The following is a 20,848-nucleotide window of genomic DNA, read 5'->3' on the forward strand; positions in this document are numbered from 1 at the left end:
TCCTGTTGCGGATCGAAAAGGGCGCAGCCGCTGGCAGGGTGGGGGGTGCGGCGTGCAGACCCGCCATTCTATCAGGAGCGCCCAGCCGGCATTGCCGCAGCGCCACACGGCGCCGCCCGTCCGGTCGCGGCGGCCGCTAGAATGGACACCATTGTTCGCCCCCCAGGAATCTGAATGAACGTTACCGTTGCAGAAGGCGTGGTCGTCGGGAACCGTCTCCCGTTCGTGCTGTTTGGCGGCCTGAATGTGCTCGAAGACCTCGATTCGACCCTGCACGCGGCCGAACACTTCACCAAGGTCACGGCCAAGCTGGGCATCCCGTACGTGTTCAAGGCCTCGTTCGACAAGGCCAACCGCTCTTCGATCCATTCCTACCGTGGCGTGGGCCTGGACGAAGGGCTGCGCATCTTCGAGGAAGTGAAGCGCCAGCTCGGCGTGCCGGTGATCACCGACGTGCACGAAGTGGCCCAGGCCGCCCCGGTGGCCGACGTGGTCGACGTGCTGCAGATTCCGGCGTTCCTGGCCCGCCAGACCGACCTGGTGGTGGCCATCGCCCAGACCGGCCGTGCCGTGAACATCAAGAAGCCGCAGTTCCTCAGCCCCACGCAGATCAAGCACATCGTGTCCAAGATCCGCGAAGCCGGCAACGAGAACATCATCCTGTGCGAACGCGGTTCGCAGTTCGGCTACGACAACCTGGTCGTGGACATGCTGGGCTTCCGCGAGATGATTGAATCCACCGGGGGGCTGCCGGCGATCTTCGACGTCACCCACAGCCTGCAGCGCCGCGATGCCGGCAGCGAAGCGTCCGGTGGCCGCCGCCGCCAGGTGGCCGAACTGGCCCGTTCGGGCATGGCGCTGGGCCTGGCCGGCCTGTTCCTGGAAGCGCACCGCGACCCGGACCATGCCCGTTGCGACGGCCCCAGCGCCCTGCCGCTGAGCGCGCTGGAACCGTTCCTGGCCCAGATCAAGGCCGTGGACGAGCTGGTCAAGGGCTTCGCGGAGCTGGAAATCCGCTGATCCGGGCGTACCCGTGCGGCGCCATCGGCCTTGGTCCTGTCGCTGAATACCGGTATCCTTCACCGCTGCATGCACGCAAGGTGCATGCAGCCTGCAGCCAAGCTGCACGCCTGGCCGGCACACGGCCCCGTAGCTCAGCTGGATAGAGCGTCCCCCTCCTAAGGGGAAGGTCGCCCGTTCGAATCGGGCCGGGGTCACCATCACGTCCCGCAGGACGCTGTCTGCACGCTTCCCTCGCTGTCCATTGACGAACCACCTGTCAGGGTTGCTTCGACGCCACCGAAGGAACCCCCATGTCGACCTTGGACAACCGTCTCGAATTTCCGTGGCAACCCGTTGCTCAGGTGCCTGCGCCCGAGCCGTCTCCTGCTGCACCGGAGCCGCCGATGGAAGAGCCGCCTCTGCGCGAGCCGCCGGTCACCGAGCCACCCAGCGAAGCGCCGCCCGAAGGCGATCCTCCACCGGCGGAGCCGCCGCTGGAGGCGCCGGTTCCTTCCCGCCAGGAATGACACGCTTGTTGCTGAGACGCCGCTTTCAACGCGGCGTTTTTTTTTGGCGAGGATGAGTTGCTCGCCAATGTGATGGCGCTGTCGCGGTGCGAACACGTCACGACAACGCGGGCTTTCCATAGCGCAGACATCACTTAACGCCGTATTTTCCAAGGGCTCAAAGGTCACGCCGACTTCATTGCAGTTGCGGAAAAGTGGACTCACCCCGACACGGGTCAACACGAAATTCTTTCAGGAGTAGAAATCAGTGAGCACCGAATCCAAGACCGCGCATACCCTCAACGACATCATCGAGATTGCCCGCGATGGCCAGGACTTCTACACCGAAGCGGCCGACAAGGTAAAAGATGCTGAGCTGTCCGCGCTGTTTACCAAGATTGCCGGCGTCAAGTCGCAGATTGTCACCTCGCTGAGCAGCACCGTTGCCGCCACCGGCGCCAAGCCGGCCGAGCATGGCACCGTGGTGGGCTCGATGCAGCAGTTCTACGGCAAGGTCCGCGCCACGCTGGGCGATACCCAGTACGGCTACGTTGCCGAACTCGAGGAATCCGAAGATCGCCTGCTGAAGGCGTTCAAGGACACCCTGACCGACGGCGACACCCCGCCGGCCGCCCGCGCGGAAGTCAGCCGCCTGCTGCCGCTGGTCCAGGAAACCCACGACGTGATGCGTAACCGCAAGCACGCCATGAAGCACTAACCGGTCGCGGCGACCCCGGTCGCCCCTCCGTTAAGCAGACGCCCCGGTTCAGCCGGGGCGTCTGCGTATCGGCCGGCAAAGCGACTCCACACACCCGCGTACGGCCCTGTCGGATATGGTGCATACTCGATCACAGTTACCGGCGGAATTGCTCATGGAACACATGCGTTGGCTCACGCTTCGTCTTGGCAATAACCAGTCCATCGGTCCTGGCGTTCTCAAGGACCTCTGGTCCAATGCGTGCGAGACGAACCAGTCGTCGGTGACCCGCGATACGGACGGCCGCTCGACCGCCTATGCGCTGCACGCTCCCACTTCGCTGGCCTACCCGAAGCGGGCCGAGCTGCGCATGCGGGAGCTGCTGGAAAAAGCCGGTTATACCTTCACCATGGGCTCGCTTGCCGATCGCCCAGCGCCGCAGCCGGTGCGCTTCCGCTGAGGTTCACGCCGGCGGCTTGCCCGTCAGTGGCAGCACCCTGCGCATGACCCGCACCGGCACACCGGTGCGATGGGTCTGCCGCTCCAGCGGTTCCCAGCCCAGCCGGGCATACAGGCCGCCGTCGTCGCGTTCGGTCTGCAGGAACACTTCACGTACGCCGTAGCCTTTCGCGCGCGCCATCAGTGTTTCTATCAGGCGTGCGGCCAGGTCCTGTCCGCGATGCGCTTCGTGTACGAACACGCCGCCCAGCCAGTGCAGGCGCTCGGGCCGTTCGGTGCGCTCGTGGAACTTCAGCTGCGCAGCGGCCACCGGCACGTCATCCTGCATCGCAATCAGCAGCATGGGCAGCTCGTTGTCGTGCAGGAACACTTCAAGGCGCTGCTGTTCGTCTTCCAGGGTCGCCCCGGGCGTTCGATGCCCCCAGGTGTCGAAGTACCAACGCGCGACATCGGGCAACAGGTGCGGGGCCTGGCTTAAGGTGATGAACGGCATCGAGTACTCCCTGTACTGGGCGACGGCATTGCGCGAACCTGCCATGCCGTTATACCACCCCTCCCACCGGCCCTTGCCGTGACGCGTTGCAGCTTTTGGCAACCGCGCGCAGACTCGCTACGGTCCGATCGGGTCATTCTGTGATGTCTTCACCTGCCTTCAACATTCGTCGCTACGGACCTTCGTCGAACGTGGACCAGCATGCGTTCGCGCAGTGGGTGGTGCCGTTGCGCGGCGAATTGGCGTTCGAACTGGAAGGGCGGGGCGCGCGGTTGGACCGGCTGCAGGGCGCGTTCGTGGCACCCATGGCCGGCCATGCGCAGGCGGCGGGCGAGGATGACCGCTTCCTGATCGTGGATTGCCCCGCTGCGTTGTTCGACGACGACACGCTGGACCGGCTCAGGCGGCAGCCGGTGCTGGCGTTGCCGGCACCTGTCCGGGCCATGGCGCAGCGCGTCGGCGCAACGGCCCGGCCGCAGATGGATGCCGCTACGGTGCAACGGGAACTGCCCACGCTGTTGCAGGCGTTTTCGCTGTCCGGCAGTGCCACTCGGCTGCAGGCGGTGTGCGCGCGGGTGGAGCGATCGCCCGGGGAGGCCTGGCCGGTCGAACGCATGGCGGCAGCGGTGGGGGTCAGCGCCAGCCGGCTGCATGCTTTGTTCCGGGAGGCATTCGCACTCAGCCCACAGGCATGGCTCAGCGCCAGCCGCCTTCGTTGGGCACGCGCACGCCTGGCCGACAGCGACAACGCCATCGCCGACATCGCCCAGCACGCCGGCTATTCCGAGCAGAGCGCGCTGACCCGCGCCCTGCGCAGGGAGTGGGGGATGACGCCGGCCGAGTATCGTCGTCGCCACCGGCCCCTGTAGTAGCCTGGGTCAATAACGCGCGCCTGCACGCGCTTACACTGCCGCGTCTTTCTGCTGCATGCGCGCAGGTGTTGATGAATCGTTCGATGGGCGTAGGTATCGCCAATGGCATTGCCGCGGGTGCGCTATGGGGCGTGGTGTTCCTGGCCCCGGCGGTGCTCAGCCACTTCAGTGCCGTGCAACTCTCTGCCGGTCGCTACCTGGTCTACGGCCTGATCGCCGTGGTGCTGCTGGCGCCGCGCTGGCGGGAGCTGCGCCAGCGCATCGGCATGGCCGAGTGGCGCGGTCTGCTGTGGCTGAGCCTTGCCGGCAACCTGGTGTACTTCGTGTTGCTGGCGCGCGCCGTGCAGTGGGCTGGTGGCGCGGCCGCCTCGCTGATCGTGGGGCTGATTCCGGTGGTGGTGACGCTGGTTGGCGTGCGCGAGCAGGGCGCGGTGCCGCTGCGCCAGTTGGCACCGGCGTTGGCGCTGTGCCTGCTCGGCGTGGCAATGGTGGGATATGAAGCGCTGCAGTCCGAGCATGCGCAGGGCTCGGCCTACCAGCGCCTGCTGGGCCTGCTGTGCGCGTTTGGTGCGCTGTTTTCGTGGGCGCTGTACTCCATCGGCAACAGCCGCTGGCTGGCGCGGCGCCCGGACATTTCCGGCCACGACTGGTCCTTGTTGACCGGCGTGGCCACCGGTGCACTGGCGCTGCTGCTGGTGCCCAGCGCGTTTGTCGTCCCAAGCCCCGCGCACGCGCCAGCCGACTGGATGTGGTTCTGGGTCATCAGCGCGGGCGTGGCCGTGGTTGCCTCGGTGTTCGGCAACGCCTGTTGGAACCGGGCCAGCCGCAACCTGCCGCTGACCCTGACCGGGCAGATGATCGTGTTCGAGACGCTGTTCGCGCTGCTGTACGGATTCGGCTGGCAGCGACGCTGGCCGACCCTGATGGAATCGCTGGCGATCGTCTGCCTGGTCTCCGGGGTGCTGTTGTGCGCGCATGCACACCGGCCGCCACGCGCGGTGGCCGAGCACGCCGGCTGATCCATTGCGCGGCCTGGATGGTCACATTCGCAACTTTTTGGCCGACGATGTCTGCTGTTCGTCGCGTTTGACTTTTTGCGGTGCAACACTTGACAAGCACCCGGTCGGCGTAGTTTTCTTGATCCATGGTCCTTGCCGCCGCCACCGTCACGCTTCGCTCCACCGCCCTCACCGGCGGCATGCGCAGCGGTGCCCTGGCCACCGGTACCACCACCATTACCACCGTCACCACTCGCCTGGTGCGGCCCGTCGTCTTCGCGTAATTTCCGAAAACAACGGCCCCGCACCAGATCAGGTTGCGGGGGATCTCCTTCAGCCTGAATGACGCGGGGCCTCGAATCGAGGTCAGCATGTCTTCTGTCGCCGCTTCACCCGATGCCGCTGCATCGCCTGCCTCCTCCGCGCCGCTGCGCGCGGCCACCTCGACGGTCGTGCACAAGTTCGGCGGCACCTCCGTGGCCGACGCCGACCGCTATCGCCACGTGGCCCAGCTGCTGCTGGCCCGAGACGAAGCGGTGCAGGTCACCGTGGTATCGGCGATGAAGGGCGTGACCGATGCGCTGATCGCGCTGGCCGGTGCCGCTGCCGACAGCGCGCCGCAGTGGCGCGACGACTGGCATACACTGCGCGCCCGCCATCGCGGTGCCGCCGTTGCGCTGCTGGGCGAGCATGCAGGCGACACTGTGGAATGGCTGGATGCGCGCTTCGACCATCTGGCCGAGGTGCTGGGCGCGCTGGCAGTGATCGGTGAGCTGCCCAGCGAGGTACTCGACCGCGTGCAGGGCCTGGGTGAGGTGTATTCGGCGCATCTGCTGGGCCACTACCTGCGCAGCATCGGCGAGGACTGCGCGGTGCTGGATGCGCGCGAGGTGCTGGTGGTGGACCGTGGCGAACTCGGCGTGGACGTGGACTGGGTGCAGAGCGCACAGCGCCTGGCGGTGTGGCGTGACGCGCATCCGGCGGCGCGCGTGGTGGCCACCGGGTTCGTGGCCCGCGACCGCCGCGACCGGGTGACCACCCTGGGGCGCAACGGTAGTGACTACTCCGGTGCGATCTTTGCCGCGCTGTTCAACGCCGATGAGCTGCATATCTGGACCGATGTAGACGGCGTGCTTTCGGCCGACCCGCGGGTGGTTCCCGAAGCCGTGCAGCTGGAAGCGCTGAGCTACGATGAGGCTTGCGAACTCGCCTATTTCGGGGCGAAGGTGGTGCACCCGCAGACCATGTCACCCGCCATCGAGCGCGGCCTGCCGATCATCATCCGCAATACCTTCCATCCGGACCATCCCGGTACCCGGATCACCGCCGAACGCACCAGTTCCGGCCCGATCAAGGGCCTCACCCTGAGCCCGGAGCTGGCGCTGCTGAACCTGGAAGGCACCGGCCTGATCGGCGTGCCCGGCACGGCCGAGCGCGTGTTTGCCGCGCTGCGCAACGCGCACGTGTCGGTGGTGATGATTTCGCAGGGCTCGTCGGAACATTCCATCTGCTGCGTGGTGCGCCAGGCCGAAGCGCAGCGGGCGCGCGATGCGCTGCTGCAGGCGTTCGCGCACGAACTCAGCCTGGGCCAGGTGCAGCGCGTGCAGCTCACCGACAATGTCAGCGTGCTGGCGGCGGTGGGCGATGGCATGGCCGGACAGCCTGGTGTGGCCGCGCGCCTGTTCGAATCGCTGGGACGTGCGCAGGTGAACATCCTCGCCATCGCGCAGGGCTCTTCCGAACGCAACATCTCGGTGGCGGTGGACAGCCGCCACGCCACCAAGGCGCTGCGCGCGGCGCACGCCGGGTTCTGGCTGTCGCCGCAGACCTTCTCGGTCGGCGTGATTGGCCCTGGCAACGTGGGCGCGGCATTGCTTGACCAGTTGCTGGGCGCGCAGCCCACCCTGCTGACGCGCGCCAACGTGGACCTTCGCGTGCGTGCGGTGGCATCGCGCAGCCGCATGCACCTGGATGCGCGGGGCGTGCAGGGCGACTGGCGCGCTGCGCTCGCCGGGCAGGCCCAGGCGACAGACCTGGACCAGTTCACCGAGCACCTGCTGTCGGCGCACCTGCCGCACGCCTTGATCGTCGACTGCAGCGGCAGTGCCGATGTCGCCGACCGCTATGCCGGCTGGCTGGCGGCCGGCATCCATGTGGTCACTCCCAACAAGCAGGCCGGCGCCGGCCCGTTGCAACGGTACCACGCCATCCGCGAGGCGGCCGCTGCCACCGGCGCGCGGTTCCGCTACGAAGCGACGGTCGGCGCGGGGTTGCCGGTGATCACCACGTTGCGCGACCTGGTCGATACCGGTGATGAAGTGCTGGCCGTCGATGGCATCTTCTCCGGCACGCTGGCCTGGCTGTTCAACAAGTACGATGGCCAGGTGCCGTTCTCCGAACTGGTCGCGCAGGCGCGCGGCATGGGCTACACCGAACCGGACCCGCGCGACGATCTGTCCGGCGTGGATGTGGCGCGCAAGCTGGTCATCCTCGCGCGTGAGGCCGGCCGTGAACTGAGCCTGGAACAGGTCAGCGTGGAAAGCCTTGTGCCCGAAGCCCTGCGCCAGGCCAGCGTGGACGACTTCATGAGCGGGCTGGCATCGGTGGACAGCGTGTTCGCCGAACGGCTGGAACAGGCGCGTGCACGCGGTGCGGTGCTGCGTTACGTGGCGCGGTTGTCGGCGGATGCGGCGCAGGTGGGGCTGGTGGAGCTGCCGGTCGGCCATGCGTTTGCCAACCTGCGCCTGACCGACAATGTGGTGCAGTTCACCACGCGTCGCTACTGCGAGAACCCGCTGGTGGTGCAGGGCCCCGGTGCGGGTCCGGAAGTGACCGCTGCGGGCGTGTTTGCCGATGTGCTGCGGGTCGCGGCGGGTGAAGGAGCGCGCCTGTGAGTCCAGACAACGTGCTGGAGGCGCGCGCGTTCTCACCGGCATCGGTGGGCAATGTCGCGGTGGGGTTCGACATCCTTGGCCATGTCATCGCGGGCGTGGGCGACACCGTGACCGTGCGCCGCACTGACGTGCCGGGCGTGCGGATCCTCGCGATCCGCGGCACCACGGTGGATCTGCCGCTGGTGTCAGCCGACAACACCGCAGGGGCGGCGCTGCTGGCGATGATCGACGCGCTTGGGTTGCCGTTCGGCTTCGAACTGGAGATCGACAAGGGCATCGCGCTGGGCTCGGGCATGGGCGGCTCGGCGGCGTCGTGCGTGGCCGCGCTGGTGGCGGCAAATGCGTTGCTGGATACGCCGCTGTCGCGCGAGGCGTTGTATCCGTTCGCGCTGAGCGGTGAGGCGGTGGCCAGTGGCGGCCGGCATGGCGACAACCTCGGACCGATGCTGCTGGGCGGGTTGGTGCTCAGCACGGCGGACCGGCTGGTGAGCATCCCGGTGCCCGCCGGGTGGTACAGCCTGCTGGTGCATCCAGACGCCGTCCTGGAAACCCGTCGTGCGCGCGCGGCGCTGCAGGGCAGCTACCACCTGTCCGAATTCGTCACGCAAAGCGCGAACCTGGCGCTGGTGTTGAGCGGCTGCTTCCGCGGAGATGCCGAGCTGGTGCGCGCCGGCCTGCGCGACGTGCTGGTGGAACCGCGTCGCGCTGGCCTCATCGAGGGCTTCGCCGCAGCGCGCGACGCTGCCTTGGCGGCCGGTGCACTGGGCGCCAGCATTTCGGGGGCCGGCCCCAGCGTATTCGCGTGGTTTGGCAGCCAAGCGGCGGCGCAGGCCGCGCAACACGCCGTGCAGGCCGCTTTTGCCGTTGCTGGTTTCAACAGCCAGGGCTGGGTATCGCCGTTGAACGCGCCCGGGGCATGCCTGCTGTGAGCGCGCTTTCCACTCTTCTGCCAGGATCTTCCATGCAATTCGTTTCGACCCGTCACGCCGCACCTGCAGCCACCCTGAGTGCGGCCATCGCCGCCGGCCTGGCCCCCGATGGCGGGCTGTATGTTCCGCAGCAGCGACCCCAGCCGCAGCGCTGGCAGGCGCAGGGCAGCCTGGCGCGCAACGCCGAAGTGGTGCTTGCGCCGTTCTTCGCCGGCGACGCGCTCGCGCCCCACCTGGCCACGTTGTGCGCGGAGGCCTTCAACTTCCCGGCACCGCTGCGTGCGCTGGCCACCCCGGGCGACCACGTGTTGGAGCTGTTCCATGGGCCGACCGCCGCGTTCAAGGATTTCGGCGCGCGTTTCCTTGCGGCCAGCCTGGCCCAGCTCCAGCGTGACCGTGCCCGCCCGCTGACCATCGTGGTGGCCACCTCGGGCGACACCGGCGCGGCCGTCGCGGCGGCGTTCCATCGCCAGCCGGGCATCCGCGTGGTGGTGCTGTATCCCGATGGCCGGGTATCGCCGCGCCAGGCGCACCAGCTGGGCTGCTTCGGCGACAACATCCACGCGCTGCGCGTGGCCGGTTCGTTCGACGACTGCCAGGCGATGGTGAAGCAGGCCCTGAGCGACCGCGAGCTGCAGGCAGAAGTTCCCCTGAGCTCGGCCAACAGCATCAGCCTCGGCCGATGGCTGCCCCAGATGAGCTACTACGCCGACGCGGCGCTGGCCCATCATGAGGCGACCGGCGAGGTACTGAACCTGGTGGTGCCCACCGGCAACCTCGGCAACGCGATGGCAGCGGTACTTGCCCGCGCGATAGGCCTGCCGCTGGGACAGATCGCACTGGCCACCAACGCCAATGACGTGCTGCCGCGCTTTTTCCACGGCGGTGGATACCGGCCGCTGCACAGCGTAGCCACCCTGGCCAACGCGATGGACGTCGGCGCGCCCAGCAACTTCGAGCGGCTGCGCTGGCTGTATGAAGAAGACGACGATGCACTGCGCGCGGCGTTCCGCGTCGAGGCGGTTGACGATGCGGCGATCCGCGAACTGATCGCCCGGCGCCATGCGGCAGCGGGCGAGGTCTTCTGCCCGCACACCGCCACGGCGGTGAACCTGCTGGAACACCTGCGCGCCGAAGGCGTGCAGGGCGATTGGGCGGTCGCCGCAACCGCACATCCAGCCAAGTTCGAATCGGTGGTCGAACCGCTGATCGGCCGCCCCATCGAGGTACCGCCAGCACTGTCGGCGCTGTTGGAACGCCCCGCGCACGCCGAACCCTGCCCACCGCATTACACGGCGCTGCGCGAATTCCTGCTGTCCTGATGTATCCAGATCCCAACCTGGGACGTAGCAATTCGTAGGGTCGACCGTTGGTCGACCACCGCGCAACGCGCGGCGCAAGCATCAAAAACCGTGCTGTTTCGGCTGATGCACACCCGGCCGGAGTTTAAAGGTGACCGAAGCTACCCCTCAGCCCCCGCACAGCACCTGCAACCCAGCCTCATCCAGAATCTCCACGGTGTTCAGGTGGGGCAGGGCAATCAAGCCCTGCTGCCGCAGCTTGGTGAATGTGCGGCTCACCGTTTCCATGGTCAGGCCAAGATGGTCGGCAATGTCGCTGCGCCCCATCGGCAGGATCACCCGCAACCCATCCCCGCCCAGCCGCGCTTCACGCGCGGCCAGCCGCAGCAGGAAATCGGCCAGCTTTTCGGCAGGCTGCAGGCGGCCCAGCGCCAGCGCGGCATCGGCTGCTTCGTCCAGCGCCTGGCAGGCGCGCTGCAGCAGCTTGCGCTCCAGGTGCGGGTAGCGGGCGCGCAGGTCCTTCATCGGGGCCAGGCCCACGCGGCAGACCCGGCTGTCGGCGATGGCTTCGATGTCGTAGCGGTGATGGTCGCTGCCGGTCAGCCCGAGATAATCACCAGGCAGCACGAATCCGCTGACCTGGCGGCGGCCATCTGCCAGGGTACGGACCAGCCGCAGCGCGCCTTCGGTCAAGGTATAGACATGTTGGCGGGCCTCGCCAGCGCGGACCAGGGTGGCCCCCAGCGGCAGCGGCTGGGACACCGTGACCCGTTCCAGGGCCTGGACTTCATCGGGAGACAGCGCCGAACACACGGCCAGGTGGCGCACCGAGCAGTGCAGGCAGTCACGCAGCGGCGAGCAGCCCGGTGCGGGATCTTCTACAGCGGCAACGGCGGTTCCGGAGTGGGGCCGGGTCATGTCGAACCAGGGAGCGGGGCCTGCCTATGATACGTCATGCGGCCGTTGGCCAAGTTCGACGCGGCCGATGAAGGCCGCGCGGCCCGGCTGCGGCTAGAATATGCAGCTCGCTCTTCCCCCAAGTTCCCCCGCAGGAGTCCCGCAAGTGATCAAGCCCCGTACGCCGCCCGGCATCATGGAACTGCTGCCGCGCGAGCAGATCGCGTTCCAGCGCATGCTGGACGTCATCCGCCGCAATTACGAGCGGTTCGGGTTCCTGCCGGTGGAAACCCCGGTGTTCGAGCTGTCCGACGTGCTGCTGACCAAGTCCGGTGGCGAGACCGAGCGCCAGGTGTATTTCGTGCAGTCGACCGGCGCGTTGGCCAATGCGGCCGAAGCGGGTGACAAGAGCCTGCCGGAGCTGGCGCTGCGCTTCGACCTGACCGTGCCGCTGGCGCGTTACGTGGCCGAGCACGAACACGACCTGACCTTCCCGTTCCGCCGTTACCAGATGCAGCGGGTGTACCGCGGCGAGCGCGCCCAGCGCGGCCGCTTCCGCGAGTTCTACCAGTGCGACATCGACGTGATCGGCAAGGACAGCCTGAGCACGCGCTATGACGCCGAAGTGCTGGCGGTCATCCATGCGGTGTTCGCGGAGCTGCGCATCGGTGATTTCTCGGTCCAGCTGAACAACCGCAAGCTGATGCGCGGTTTCTTCGAAAGCCTCGGCGTGGCCGACGGCGAGCGCCAGATGGCGGTGCTGCGCGAGGTCGACAAGCTCGACAAGCGCGGCCCGGATTACGTGCGCGAAACGCTGACCGGCGAAGGCTTTGCGATCCCGGCCGAACAGGTGGACCGGATCCTGGCGTTCGTGGCGGTGCGCTCGAGCAGCCACGCTGACGCGCTGGCGCAGCTGGACGGTCTGATCGCCGACGGCACTGCCAGCGAGACGCTGAAGCTGGGCGTAGCTGAGCTGCGCGAGGTGCTGCAGCTGGTGAAGGCGCTGGGCGTGCCGGAAACCGCGTACTGCCTGAACTTCTCGATCGCCCGCGGCCTGGATTACTACACCGGCACGGTGTACGAAACCACGCTGACCGACCACCCGCAGATCGGGTCGATCTGCTCGGGCGGGCGTTACGAAGACCTGGCCAGTCACTACAGCAAGTCCAAGCTGCCGGGCGTGGGCATTTCCATCGGCCTGACCCGCCTGTTCTGGCAGCTGCGCGAGGCGGGGCTGATCGCAGGCATCGAAGACAGCAGCGTGCACGCGCTGGTGGCGCTGATGGACGACAACAGCTTGGCCGATTCGCTGGATATCGCCCGTCGCCTGCGCGTGGGCGGGATCAACGCGGAAGTGCAGATGGAGCCGAAGAAGATCGGCAAGCAGTTCCAGTACGCGGCCAAGGCAGGCATCCGCTTCGTGGTGCTGGCCGGTGAAGACGAGCTGGCGCGCGGCGTGGTGGCGGTGAAGGATCTGCTGCGCGAGCAGCAGTTCGACGTTGCCCGCGATGAGCTGGCCAGTGCATTGCAGGTGGAGCTGGAGCAGACGCGCGCGATGGCGTGATGTTCTCTACTGCCTAATGACAACAACGGCACCTTCGGGTGCCGTTGTTGTTTCTGGGTGTCTGATTGCGGGATTTCACTGTGCACCGGGCGTTGCCCGGTGCTTCCATGCATCCAGGCGAACAGCCTGTTTGCACGCTATCTCTGGTTTGGCGGGACGGTGCGGGTTTGCGGGACACGCCGTGAATCCGTCCTTGGAGGCTTGGCAAAAACATCCATGTTTTTGACAGTCCCGCAAACCCGCCCCGTCCCACCTTCGACGGGTGGCTGGTGGCCAGGGGTAACAGCGAAAGCGGCTTCGTTTCCGGGTCATGCGTTATCGCATGTGGATGGCTTCGGGGCAGTCGTCTTACGACCGACCCTACCAACTCAACGGCCGGTAACGCATGAAAAACATCGAACCCGGCCTTTGACGTTCCATGGCCACCAACACACCGTCGAGGGTCGGCGGGGGCGGGTATGCGGGACCGTAGAAAACATGGATGTTTTCTACGAGCCCCCATGGACGGGTTCACGGCGTGTCCCGCATACCCGCACCCGCCGGCCCAGCTCGGGCCATGCAAAGGCCACCAGCTGTTCGCGCAGATCCATCGCCAGCCGGGCAGCGCCCGGCGACGGATCGCTTAGCTCGCTCCCCGCTGGAATGAGGGCCTTAACCTGAACGGAGGAACCAGAAAGCTCAAGCCGATTTGGCATCAGGCCGCTTTTGCGCTAATGTAATAGCACGCTATTACATTGATACGATGAAAATCCGCCCTGTCCCCCGTGAAAAAGATCCCCAGGCCGACCTGGACAGCCTGGCTGGCGCCTTCGCCGGCCTGTCCAGCGCCGGGCAGGTCACTGCGTTCCTGCGCGACCTGTGCACCCCGGCCGAGTTGGAGGCGCTGTCCGACCGCTGGAAGGTGGTGCCGCTGCTGCGGCAGGGCGTGCCGTATCGCGAAATCCATGAATTGACCGGTGTCAGCGTGACCACCACCGGGCGCGTGGCGCGCTCGCTGGACCATGGCCACGGCGGCTATGCCGCCGCCATTGCCGCGACCGCCACGCCTGCAGCCCCCGAATCCGAGTAGAGACCTCCCCCATGAGTGCAACCCAGACCGCCCCGGCACGTGACCGGCTGCGTATTGCCATCCAGAAGAGCGGGCGCCTGGCCGAACCGGCGCGCAGCCTGTTGACCGCCTGCGGGCTGAGCTGGCGGCAGAGCCGCGACAAGCTGTTCTGCTACGGCGAATCGCTGCCGGTGGACCTGCTGCTGGTGCGCGATGACGACATCCCCGGCCTGATCGCCGACGGCGTCTGCGATTTCGGCATCGTCGGCCGCAATGAACTGGACGAGCAGGGCGCCGCGCGCCGCCGCATCGGCCTGCCCGATGCCTACCAGGCGCTGCGCGGCCTGAACTTCGGCCAGTGCCGGCTGATGCTGGCCGTGCCCGAGGAATGGGACTGGCAGGGCGTGCAGCAGCTGGCCGGCAAGCGCATCGCCACCAGCTACCCCGCGATCCTGGCCGACTGGCTGGCCGAGCGCGGCGTGGATGCCCAGGTGGTGGAGCTGTCCGGTTCGGTGGAGATCGCTCCGCGGCTGGGCACCGCCGACCTGATCTGCGACCTGGTCTCCAGCGGCGCCACCCTGGCCGCCAACCAGCTCAAGCCGGTGGAAACGCTGCTGGAAAGCGAAGCCGTGCTGGCCGGGCCGGTGAAAACCCCCGACGATGCCCGCGCTGGCCTGATGGCCATGCTGCTGCGCCGACTCGACGGCGTGGTGAAGCTGCAGGACAGCAAGCTGCTGATGTTCCGCGCCGAACTGGACCGCGTGTCTGAACTGGCCCGCCTGTTGCCCGATGCCGACCCCCTGGTGCAGTTGCCCGATGATGGCGGCCGCCTGCGTTTGCAGACCATGTGCCACGGCGCATTGACCTGGCAGCGGTTGGAAGAGCTGGAGCGCGCAGGCGCCCAGGGGTTGATGGTGTTGAGCGTGGAGCGGTCGCTGGCATGAATCGTCTGCAATGGTCCCAGTTGAGCGACACCGAACAGGCACAGGCGCTGCAGCGTCCGGTGCAGGCCGTGGCCGCGCGTACCCGCGAATCGGTGGCCGCGCTGATCGCGGCGGTGCGTGATGATGGTGATGCCGCCCTGCGCGAAATCAGCCTGCGTTTCGACGGCGTGGCCCCGGCCTCGTTTGAAGTGAATGATGAGGAATTCGCCGCCGCCGAGCGTGCGGTACCGGTCGAACTGCGCCAGGCGATGACCGAGGCCGCCGAGCGCATCCGCCTGTTCCACAAGGCCGGCATGAGCCAGGGTTACGCGGTGGAAACCGCGCCGGGCGTGCGCTGCGAACGCATGGTGCGGCCGATTGGCCGCGTCGGCCTGTACGTGCCGGCGGGCAGCGCGCCGCTGCCGTCCACCGCGTTGATGCTCGGCGTGCCGGCACAGCTGGCCGGTTGCCGTGAAGTGGTGCTGTGCACCCCGCCGCGCCGAGATGGAAGCGCCGATCCGGCCGTGCTGGTCGCCGCGCGCCTGACCGGCGTGCACCGCGTGTTCAAGCTGGGCGGTGCGCAGGCGATTGCCGCCATGGCTTACGGAACGGCCAGCGTACCTGCCTGCGACAAGCTGTATGGCCCGGGCAACAGCTACGTGACCGAAGCCAAGCAGCAGGTCGCCCAGGATGGCGCGGCGGCGATCGACATGCCGGCCGGCCCTTCCGAAGTCCTGGTGATCGCCGATGCCGGCGCCAACCCCGCCTTCGTCGCCGCCGATCTGCTTTCGCAGGCCGAACACGGCCCCGATTCGCAGGTGCTGCTGCTTACCGATGATGCCGACATGCTGGCCAGGGTCGAAGCGCAGGTGCAGGTACAGTTGGCGCAGCTCTCGCGCGCCGACATCGCCGGGCAGGCACTGCAGTCCTCGCGCCTGATCCTGGTCGATTCGCTGGTGCAGGCCTTCCAGATCAGCAACCGCTACGCCCCCGAGCACCTGATCCTGGCGCTGCGCGAACCGCGCGACTGGCTGGCGCAGGTGGAAGCAGCCGGTTCGGTGTTCCTGGGTGATTACACCCCCGAAGCGCTGGGCGATTACTGCAGCGGCACCAACCACGTGCTGCCCACTGCCGGCGCCGCGCGCGCCTACAGCGGGGTGAGCGTGGCCAGCTTCCAGAACATGATCAGCGTGCAGGCCGCCACCGCACAGGGCATCGCCGCCATCGGCAACTGCGCGCGCGTGCTGGCGCGTGCCGAAGGTCTGGACGCGCACGAGAACGCGGTGGCACTGCGCATGGAGACGGCCGCATGAGCGCCGGTACCGTGCTCGACCTGGTGCGCAGCGACCTGCGCGCGTTCGCCGGGTATTCCTCGGCACGCAGCAGCGCGCTGGTGGGCGACGTATGGCTTAATGCCAATGAATCGGCCTGGGCCAATCCTGCCGACGCGCAGGGCATCGCCCGCCGCTACCCCGAACCGCAACCCGAAGCGCTGCGCGCGCGGCTGGCCGCGCTGTACGGCTGCTCTCCCGACCAGCTGCTGATCGGCCGTGGCAGCGATGAAGCCATCGACCTGCTGGTGCGCGCACTGTGCGAACCCGGCCGCGACGCCGTGCTGGTGACCCCACCGGTGTTCGGCATGTATGCGGTGTGCGCGCGCCTGCAGAATGCACCGCTGCTGGAAGTGCCGCTGCGGAATGCCGGGGATGCGTTGGAGGCGGATATCGACGCCATCATCGCCGCCGCCCTGGCGGGCAACGCCAAGCTGGTGTTCCTGTGCACGCCGTCGAACCCGGCCGGCAGCACGATCTCGCTGGACGACATCGAACGCGTTGCCCGGGCGCTGCAGGGCAGGGCACTGGTGGTGGTGGATGAGGCCTACGGCGAGTATGCGGAGCAGGGATCGGCCAGCAGTCTGCTGGCGCACCGTGACAACGTAGCGGTGCTGCGCACCCTGTCCAAGGCCCACGCCCTGGCCGCCGCTCGGATCGGCAGCCTGATCGCCACCCCCGCGTTGATCCAGACGCTGCGCCGTTGCCAGGCCCCGTACCCGGTGCCCGCGCCGTGTACTGCACTGGCCCTGGCCGCGCTGGAACCGGCCGCGCTCGAGGTCACCGCGTCGCGCGTGGCCCAGATCAAGGCCGAACGTGGCCGCCTGGCGGCGGCCCTGCAGCAGGCCCCCGGCGTGGTCCGCGTGTACCCCTCGCAGGGCAATTACCTGCTGGTGCGTTTCAGTGACGCCCAGGCCGCGTTCGACGCGCTGCTCGCCGCTGGCGTGGTGGTGCGCGACCAGCGCGCCGCGCCGCAACTGCACGATGCACTGCGCATCACCGTTGGCAGCCCGGAGGAGAACGACCGCGTGCTCCAGGTACTCAGCGCCCGGAGGGCCGCCGCATGACCCCCATCCTGTTCGTCGACCGCGACGGCACCCTGATCGAAGAGCCCGCCGATTTCCAGATCGACGCCTACGAAAAGATCCGCTTCGTGCGCGATGTGATCCCGGCGATGCTGAAGCTGCGCGATGCCGGCTACCAGTTCGTGATCGTCAGCAACCAGGACGGGCTGGGCAGCGAAGGCTACCCGCAGGCGTCCTTCGACGGCCCCAACGACCTGATGCTGCAGATCTTCGCCAGCCAGGGCATCGTGTTCCGTGACGTGTTGATCGATGGCACCTGGCCGCACGACAACGCGCCCACGCGCAAGCCCGGCATCGGCATGATGCTGCCGTACCTGCAGGACCGCAGCATCGACTGGGCGCGCTCGGCCATGGTCGGTGACCGCCCGACCGATATCCAGTTCGCGCAGAACATGAACATCCGTGGCTTCCAGCTGCGCACCGGACAGTTTGGCGGCGAGTGGGACTGGAACGGCATCGCCCATGAACTGGCCGATGCGCCACGCCGCGCCACCGTACAGCGCAACACCAAGGAAACCCGCATCCGGGTCGAGGTCGACCTGGACCGCACCGCCGAACCGCAGACCCACACCGGGCTGCCGTTCTTCGACCACATGCTGGAGCAGATCGGCAAGCACGGCGGTTTTGCATTGAGCGTGCAGGCCGAAGGCGACCTGCACATCGACGAGCACCACACCATCGAAGATACCGGGCTGGCGCTGGGCCAGGCCCTTCGCGAAGCACTGGGCGACAAGCGCGGGATCGGCCGCTACGGCTTCACCCTGCCGATGGACGAAACCCTGGCCAGCGCCGCGCTGGACTTCAGCGGCCGCCCATACTTCGTGTTCGAAGGCGAGTTCAAACGCGAGCGCGTGGGCGACATGCCGACCGAGCTGGTGCCGCACTTCTTCCGCTCGCTGTGCGATGCCTCGGGCCTGAACCTGCACCTGAGCGTGCGCGGCGACAATGACCACCACAAGGTGGAAGCCTGCTTCAAGGCGCTGGCCCGCGCACTGCGCCAGGCGCTGCCGCGGCAGGGCACGGCGCTGCCCAGCACCAAGGGGGCGCTGTGACCGACGTTGCCCTCATCGATGCCGGCGGCGCCAATCTCGGCTCGGTGCGCTACGCACTGGAGCGACTGGGGGCACGCGTGCAACTGGTGCGCGATGCGGCGGGCCTGCGCGGCGCATCGCGGGTGATCCTGCCCGGCGTGGGCGCGGCGCCGCACGGCATGGCACGCCTGCATGCGCAGGGCCTGGTGCAGCCGCTGCGTGAGCTGCAGGTGCCACTGCTGGGCATCTGCCTGGGCATGCAGCTGCTGTTCGAACACTCCGAAGAGGGCAACGTGGAATGCCTGGGCCTGCTGCCGGGCGTGGTCCGCCACCTGCACCCGGCGACCGGCATCCGCGTCCCGCACATGGGCTGGAACCGGCTGCTGCCGCTGCGCCAGGCCGCGTTGATGGATGGCGTGGCCGACCGCGCCAGCGCCTACTTCGTGCACAGCTACGCCGCCCCCTTGAACGAACACACCGTGGCCGCCTGCGACCACGGCGGCCTGTTCGCGGCGGTGGTGCAGCGCGGCAGCCACAGCGGCGCGCAGTTCCACCCCGAGCGTTCCGCCGCCACCGGCGCGCGGATCCTGCGCAACTTTCTCGAGAACGAACCCGCATGAGTTTCACCGTCTATCCCGCGTTGGACATCCGTGAGGGGCGCGTGGTGCGCCTGCTGCAGGGCGACTACGCCCAGCAGACCACCTACGGCGACGATCCGCTGCCGCGAGCGAAGGCGTTCGCTGCAGCGGGTGCGAGCTGGATGCACCTGGTCGACCTGGACGCCGCGCGCGCCGGCGGCTACACCCTGGCCCCGCTGCTCAGCGCGATTGCCAGCGAAAGCGGCCTGAAGGTGCAGACCGGTGGCGGCATCCGCCGCCGCGACGATGTGGCGCGGCTGCTGGATGCCGGCGCGGCGCGCGTGGTGGTGGGCTCGGTGTCGGTACGCGAGCCGGAGACCGTGATCGGCTGGCTGCAGGCGTTCGGCGCCGAACGCCTGACCATCGCCCTGGACGCGCGCCAGGCCGACGACGGCCGCTGGCTGCTGCCGGTACATGGCTGGACCGAAACTGCCGACGTGACCCTGGACGTGCTGGCCCAGCGCTATGCGCAGGCCGGCATGCGCCATCTGCTGTGCACCGATATCGCCCGCGACGGCATGCTGTCAGGCCCCAACATCGACCTCTACCGTCATCTCTCCGCCCTGCTGCCTGGTGTAGCGGTGCAGGCCTCGGGCGGGGTGCGCAGTGGCGCAGACGTGGCCGACGCAAAGGCCGTCGGCTGCGGCGGGGCGATCCTCGGCAAGGCGCTGCTGGAAGGCCGCATGACCCTGCAGGAGGCGCTGACATGTTGAGCCGCCGGCTGATTCCGTGCCTGGACGTACGCGATGGCCGCGTAGTCAAGGGCGTGCGCTTCCGCGATCACGTGGACATGGGCGACATCGCCGAGCTGGCGCTGCGCTACCGCGACCAGGGCGCCGACGAGCTGGTGTTCTACGACATCGGCGCCAGCCCGGAAGGGCGCGCGGTAGACGTGGGCTGGATCGAGCGCATCGCGCGGCTGATCGACATTCCGTTCTGCGTGGCGGGTGGGATCAGCGACGTGGAGACCGCCCGCCGCGTGCTGTATGCCGGCGCGGACAAGATCTCGATCAACTCGCCGGCGCTGGGCCGCCCCGCGCTGATCGAAGAGCTGGCCGATGCTTTCGGCGTGCAGTGCGTGGTGGTCGGCATCGATTCGGTACGCGAGCCCGATGGCGAGTGGCGCTTGCGCCGCTTCAGCGGCGACCCGGACAAGACCCAGGCGGTGCCGGTGCGGACCCTGGACTGGCTGGTGGAAGCCCAGCGCCGCGGCGCCGGCGAGATCGTGCTCAACTGCATGGACAGCGACGGCGTGCGCCGCGGCTACGACGTGGCCCAGCTGCGCCAGGCGCGGGCGCTGTGCAGCGTGCCGCTGATCGCCTCCGGCGGTGCCGGCGACATGCAGCACTTCGCCGATGTATTCGACCAGGCCGATGTCGACGGTGCGCTGGCCGCCAGCGTGTTCCACAGTGGCGCCATCGCCATTCCCGCGCTCAAGCAGTTCCTGCGCGAGCAGCAGATCGAGGTTCGTGATGTCTATTGAAGTATTGCCCTCCCGTGAGTCGCTGGAACAGCTGGACTGGGCCAAGGGCGATGGGCTGTTGCCCGTGGTGGTGCAGGACGTCGATACGCTCGCGGTGCTGATGCTGGGCTACGCCAACGCCGAATCGCTGGCGCTGACCCTGGAAACCGGGCGCATGACCTTCTATAGCCGCAGCAAGCAGCGGCTTTGGACCAAGGGCGAATCGTCCGGCAACGTGCTGGCGGTGGTCGCCGTGCGCGTGGACTGCGACCGCGACACCCTGCTGGTGAGCGCGCGCCCGGCCGGCCCGACCTGCCATACCGGCAGCGAAAGCTGCTTCGCCCAGGCGCCCGGCAATTTCCTCGGTCGCCTCGACGCGCTGGTGCGCGAACGCGAACAGCAGCGCCCGGCCAACAGCTACACCACCACCCTGTTCGAGCAGGGTCTGCGCCGGATCGCGCAGAAAGTGGGCGAAGAGGGCGTAGAGACGGCACTGGCTGGCGTGGTGCAGGACGACGGCGCACTGCTTGGCGAATCGGCCGACCTGCTGTTCCACCTCACCGTGCTGCTGCGCGCCCGTGGGCTGTCGCTGCAGGATGCGGTGGGGGTGCTGGTGGCCCGCCACGCCGGTTGAGCGGGAAGCACGTCATTTAACGTCGTTGAAACGGGCCACAGGGGATGATGTGCGGCTTTACAATCGCCCACCTCCAACGGAACG

Annotated in this window: 22 protein-coding genes and 1 tRNA gene; 21 read left to right on the top strand and 2 right to left on the bottom strand. The window is 68.0% G+C overall.

Translation table 11 applies throughout. The features are described from left to right. The first annotated feature begins 174 nt into the window (after positions 1-174). The 5 genes from kdsA to BAY15_RS08930 all read left to right on the top strand — a co-directional run bounded on the left by kdsA (position 175) and on the right by BAY15_RS08930 (position 2,665). Positions 175-1,020 (top strand): 3-deoxy-8-phosphooctulonate synthase, encoded by an 846-nt coding sequence (kdsA, locus tag BAY15_RS08915; protein ID WP_068851383.1) that lies wholly within the window; start codon positions 175-177, stop codon positions 1,018-1,020. A 123-nt stretch (positions 1,021-1,143) separates the two neighbouring features. Further along, positions 1,144-1,220, top strand: a tRNA-Arg gene (locus BAY15_RS08920). Between the two features lie 186 nt (positions 1,221-1,406). Beyond that, positions 1,407-1,529, top strand: a complete 123-nt coding sequence (locus BAY15_RS19630) for a hypothetical protein (protein ID WP_255220500.1) — start codon at positions 1,407-1,409, stop codon at positions 1,527-1,529. 247 nt (positions 1,530-1,776) lie between these two features. Beyond that, entirely contained in the window at positions 1,777-2,226 is a 450-nt protein-coding gene (locus BAY15_RS08925; RefSeq protein ID WP_068851386.1) for a PA2169 family four-helix-bundle protein, read from the top strand. 154 nt (positions 2,227-2,380) lie between these two features. Then, positions 2,381-2,665, top strand: coding sequence for a hypothetical protein (locus BAY15_RS08930; RefSeq protein WP_068851393.1), 285 nt, complete (start codon positions 2,381-2,383; stop codon positions 2,663-2,665). A 3-nt stretch (positions 2,666-2,668) separates the two neighbouring features. On the opposite strand, the gene BAY15_RS08935 is transcribed toward BAY15_RS08930, so the two are convergent. Next, positions 2,669-3,202 carry a GNAT family N-acetyltransferase gene (locus BAY15_RS08935; protein WP_237334335.1) on the bottom strand — a complete coding sequence of 178 codons (534 nt, stop codon included), beginning with the start codon at positions 3,200-3,202 and terminating at the stop codon, positions 2,669-2,671. Positions 3,203-3,300: 98 nt separating this feature from the next. On the opposite strand from BAY15_RS08935, the gene BAY15_RS08940 reads away from it, so the two are divergent. The 6 genes from BAY15_RS08940 (at position 3,301) to thrC (ending at position 10,172) form a co-directional block, all read left to right on the top strand. Further along, positions 3,301-4,026 (top strand): helix-turn-helix transcriptional regulator, encoded by a 726-nt coding sequence (locus tag BAY15_RS08940; RefSeq protein WP_068851398.1) that lies wholly within the window; start codon positions 3,301-3,303, stop codon positions 4,024-4,026. A 74-nt stretch (positions 4,027-4,100) separates the two neighbouring features. Then, a complete protein-coding gene (locus tag BAY15_RS08945) occupies positions 4,101-5,048 on the top strand; it encodes a DMT family transporter (protein WP_068851401.1) in 948 nt (315 codons plus the stop codon). 125 nt (positions 5,049-5,173) lie between these two features. Beyond that, positions 5,174-5,311, top strand: a complete 138-nt coding sequence (locus tag BAY15_RS19140; protein ID WP_157771711.1) for a hypothetical protein — start codon at positions 5,174-5,176, stop codon at positions 5,309-5,311. Positions 5,312-5,398: 87 nt separating this feature from the next. Further along, on the top strand, positions 5,399-7,921 hold the full coding sequence (thrA, locus tag BAY15_RS08950; protein WP_068851404.1) for a bifunctional aspartate kinase/homoserine dehydrogenase I: 2,523 nt from the start codon (positions 5,399-5,401) through the stop codon (positions 7,919-7,921). A gap of 14 nt (positions 7,922-7,935) precedes the next feature. Beyond that, entirely contained in the window at positions 7,936-8,850 is a 915-nt protein-coding gene (locus BAY15_RS08955; protein WP_068854634.1) for a homoserine kinase, read from the top strand. Between the two features lie 32 nt (positions 8,851-8,882). Then, entirely contained in the window at positions 8,883-10,172 is a 1,290-nt protein-coding gene (thrC, locus tag BAY15_RS08960; protein ID WP_068851407.1) for a threonine synthase, read from the top strand. Between the two features lie 147 nt (positions 10,173-10,319). Here the strand turns inward: thrC and BAY15_RS08965 are convergent, their stop codons facing one another. Then, positions 10,320-11,069, bottom strand: coding sequence for a Crp/Fnr family transcriptional regulator (locus tag BAY15_RS08965; protein WP_068851409.1), 750 nt, complete (start codon positions 11,067-11,069; stop codon positions 10,320-10,322). Positions 11,070-11,214: 145 nt separating this feature from the next. Here BAY15_RS08965 and hisS point away from each other — a divergent pair, with 145 nt between their 5' ends. The 10 genes from hisS (at position 11,215) to hisIE (ending at position 20,764) form a co-directional block, all read left to right on the top strand. Continuing rightward, complete coding sequence (gene hisS, locus BAY15_RS08970; protein WP_068851411.1) at positions 11,215-12,612, top strand: histidine--tRNA ligase; 1,398 nt, start codon at positions 11,215-11,217, stop codon at positions 12,610-12,612. A gap of 742 nt (positions 12,613-13,354) precedes the next feature. Beyond that, the gene (locus tag BAY15_RS08975) at positions 13,355-13,681 is read left to right on the top strand and encodes a YerC/YecD family TrpR-related protein (protein WP_068851414.1); all 327 of its coding nucleotides are present in this window, start codon (positions 13,355-13,357) and stop codon (positions 13,679-13,681) included. 11 nt (positions 13,682-13,692) lie between these two features. Then, positions 13,693-14,604 carry an ATP phosphoribosyltransferase gene (gene hisG, locus BAY15_RS08980; protein ID WP_068851417.1) on the top strand — a complete coding sequence of 304 codons (912 nt, stop codon included), beginning with the start codon at positions 13,693-13,695 and terminating at the stop codon, positions 14,602-14,604. Further along, positions 14,601-15,896: a histidinol dehydrogenase gene (gene hisD / locus BAY15_RS08985; protein ID WP_068851420.1), complete on the top strand. Its 1,296-nt coding sequence runs from the start codon at positions 14,601-14,603 to the stop codon at positions 15,894-15,896. The genes hisG and hisD overlap by 4 nt, the downstream gene beginning before the upstream one ends. After that, positions 15,893-16,981 (top strand): histidinol-phosphate transaminase, encoded by a 1,089-nt coding sequence (gene hisC / locus BAY15_RS08990; protein ID WP_068851423.1) that lies wholly within the window; start codon positions 15,893-15,895, stop codon positions 16,979-16,981. The genes hisD and hisC overlap by 4 nt, the downstream gene beginning before the upstream one ends. Next, positions 16,978-18,051 (top strand): bifunctional histidinol-phosphatase/imidazoleglycerol-phosphate dehydratase HisB, encoded by a 1,074-nt coding sequence (gene hisB / locus BAY15_RS08995; protein WP_068851426.1) that lies wholly within the window; start codon positions 16,978-16,980, stop codon positions 18,049-18,051. The genes hisC and hisB overlap by 4 nt, the downstream gene beginning before the upstream one ends. Beyond that, positions 18,048-18,650 carry an imidazole glycerol phosphate synthase subunit HisH gene (hisH, locus tag BAY15_RS09000; RefSeq protein WP_068851429.1) on the top strand — a complete coding sequence of 201 codons (603 nt, stop codon included), beginning with the start codon at positions 18,048-18,050 and terminating at the stop codon, positions 18,648-18,650. Before hisB ends, hisH begins: the two co-directional genes overlap by 4 nt. Continuing rightward, the gene (hisA, locus tag BAY15_RS09005; protein WP_068851435.1) at positions 18,647-19,381 is read left to right on the top strand and encodes a 1-(5-phosphoribosyl)-5-[(5-phosphoribosylamino)methylideneamino]imidazole-4-carboxamide isomerase; all 735 of its coding nucleotides are present in this window, start codon (positions 18,647-18,649) and stop codon (positions 19,379-19,381) included. The genes hisH and hisA overlap by 4 nt, the downstream gene beginning before the upstream one ends. Next, on the top strand, positions 19,375-20,151 hold the full coding sequence (hisF, locus tag BAY15_RS09010; protein WP_068851437.1) for an imidazole glycerol phosphate synthase subunit HisF: 777 nt from the start codon (positions 19,375-19,377) through the stop codon (positions 20,149-20,151). Before hisA ends, hisF begins: the two co-directional genes overlap by 7 nt. Continuing rightward, positions 20,141-20,764 (top strand): bifunctional phosphoribosyl-AMP cyclohydrolase/phosphoribosyl-ATP diphosphatase HisIE, encoded by a 624-nt coding sequence (hisIE, locus tag BAY15_RS09015; RefSeq protein ID WP_068851439.1) that lies wholly within the window; start codon positions 20,141-20,143, stop codon positions 20,762-20,764. Before hisF ends, hisIE begins: the two co-directional genes overlap by 11 nt. Positions 20,765-20,848: the final 84 nt, after the last annotated feature.

The sequence above is a fragment of the Stenotrophomonas rhizophila genome (assembly GCF_001704155.1).
GTDB lineage: Bacteria > Pseudomonadota > Gammaproteobacteria > Xanthomonadales > Xanthomonadaceae > Stenotrophomonas > Stenotrophomonas rhizophila_A.